The organism is Rahnella bruchi (assembly GCF_003614975.1).
GTDB classification, from domain to species: Bacteria; Pseudomonadota; Gammaproteobacteria; order Enterobacterales; family Enterobacteriaceae; genus Rahnella; species Rahnella bruchi.
In genome coordinates, this window is the sequence record NZ_QZWI01000041.1 from 1 (window position 1) to 2,665 (window position 2,665).

The window sequence follows — 2,665 nt, forward strand, 5'->3', positions numbered from 1 at the left end:
GCTCAACATCACCGCCGGTATGCTGATATACCTCATACTGAATACCGCCGCTGGTCACCTGACCGGCGTCCTGCCAGGTGTTGTGGGCAAGATCTTCAACTTTCAGTTCAACCACGTCACCCTGGTCACCGGTAATGGCTAACTGCTTATGGCCATCCTGAATAAACAGATTGGCGTGTGCTCCACTGAGGATGTCGTTCAGCGTCAGATGCAGGGTATTCTGCACATGGTCAGTGATATCGACCGCGGCGGTGGATTTATGAGAATCGTCAACCTGTGCCAGTGTCATAATATCGTGATGATCCACAGCGTCCGGGCTGGTCAGCAGGGCGCTTTGCGTAGTGGCATGCGCCGCGCCTGCGGAGGTCCATGAAATATCGTCTATCCATTGGTATCCCTCTACAGTAAACGAGGCAATGTGCTGTCCGGAAGCGGGGGTGATTGTATATGCATCTGCAATTACGACAAGCGCATTAACTTCTGCTGCAGTCGGTTCCCGATAGGTGATCGAAATGGCTATCTCATTACCATTTGCATCATAAGCATGAACATTCGCATTACCTGCAATGTCATACCCAAAAAACGACACCTTATCAGCCACACCAGGGAGTGTAAATTTAACTAATCCCAAATTATATTCGTTAAATAAATGATTGACGTCTTTTTGATCAGCTCCGGAAATGCCAGCAATGTTGAAGTTGTCCTGATCTTTTGTACTTTCGATCTTCAGCCCTGAATCGGTGACCAGGCTGTTGATGTCTAATAATGAGTCGCCAAACTGCTCAAAATCTTCAAAGCCCGACACACTTGTCACAACATTCACCACAAAATCAGCAGTGTGAGCGCTGACATTGCCCGCTGCATCTGTCGCCGTAGCCGTAAGGGTATGCGTGCCTTCGGAAGACACCTCGAGATAAGCAGCTGTCCACCTACCATCAGAGTCGGTGGTACAGGTAGTAATGACAACGTCGCCGTCGTAAATCGTTACGAGGCTGCCGGGTTCTGCATCCCCTGCCATCAAATTTATGTCTTTATTGATTATGCCGCCATTGGATACTGGGGTAGGGATACTAAATTCACCATGCTCAACTAGGTCAATAATTGGCGCATCCGGTACTGTAATGTCATCGAGATTGGTACCCACATAATTAACCGTATAGCCGTCACTGGCGGCGCTGACGTTGCCCGCGGCATCCGTGGCGGTTGCAGTGATAATGCGGTTGCCAAAGGTAGGCTGTAATGCGTCCTCCATCTGGAACACCCAGTGACCGGAGGCGTCAGCCACCACAGAGCCATCGACGTAAGTATTGCCTGTGGCCTCAACCACGTGGCTGATAATCACAGTACTGTTAGCTTCCGCTGTGCCACTGATTTTCAGCTGGTCGTCATCGGTTTTGCCACCGTTCTCTACCGGACCCTGCGTTAAACCTACGTCGTCATAGACTTCCGTGATAACCGGCGCATCCGGTGGGGTGATGTCTGCTGTCTCAACATCCAGCACAAAGTTATCAGAATGCGCACTGGTGTTGCCGGCCGCATCTGTAGCGGTGACGGTGAAGGTGTGTTTCCCGTCAGCAAGTGCCTGAGGAACATCAAACGCCCACGCCCCCTTGGCATCCGCAACAACCGAACCGATCAGCGTCGCACCATCGTATACCTTCACAATACTGTCTGGTTCTGCCGCACCAACTAATTGCGGCGTAGCGTCATCGATAGTTGCGCCGTTGTTCACTCCCTGGTGAGTGCCGTCATCATAGGTTTCCTGTGCAAAAGCAATACCCGGCGCATCTGGTGCAGTGGTGTCATCCTGATTACTGTGAACCAGTTCGATGGCATAACCGTTACTGATGGCACTCTTCACGCCCTGAGCGTCGGTTGCCATTGCCGTGTAGGTGTACGTTGAGTCAAAGAGACCAATCTTCTGCGAGGTCCAGGTCCAGTGACCGGTGCTGTCCGCCGTGACGCTGCCCAGAGTTGAATGCTTGCCATTCCCTGCACGGTCAACATAAATGGTCACCACACTGCCGGCTTCTGCGGTACCGTGCAGCGTAGGGGTCCTGTCATCCGTCTTCCCGCCATTGGCCACGGGGCCTTTCTGTGAACCCACATCATCAGTGATGTCTGTGATAACCGGTGCATCAGGAACAATCAGCGCATCCTGGTTCGGCGCTACAAAATTCACCACATAGCTGTCGCTGACCTCGCTGACGTTGCCCGCCGCATCCGTGGCAGTTGCGGTGATAATACGGTTGCCAAACGTTGGCTGGAATGGCCCCGTCATATCGAAGACCCAGTGTCCGGAGGCATCTGCCACTACAGACCCGTCGATATAGGTAGCCCCTGTCGATTCCACCACGTGGGTGATAACCACCGTGCTGCCCGCCTCCGCTGTACCACTGATTTTCAGCAGCGCGTCATCGGTTTTACCGCCATTGGCAACAGAACCGGTGGTTAATCCGTAATCATCAACCACGTCTGTGATAACCGGCGCATCCGGTGCGGTAGTGTCATCCTGGTTGCTGCCCGTCAGGGTCACCACAAAGTCACTGCCTGTCGCCATATGGTCCACAGAGTCTGATGCCGTGACGTGGAAAACGTTATCCCCTTTCTGCAGCGCCTGCTTACCGGTGAACTGATAGCTCCAGGTGCCGTCCTTGCCGACTTC

The 2,665-nt window shown here is 52.9% G+C and carries 1 protein-coding gene; it reads right to left on the reverse strand.

Translation table 11 applies throughout. The features are described from left to right. A partial coding sequence (locus D5398_RS25210; RefSeq protein ID WP_244216847.1) for an Ig-like domain-containing protein occupies window positions 1-2,665 on the reverse strand: 2,665 nt, incomplete at both ends.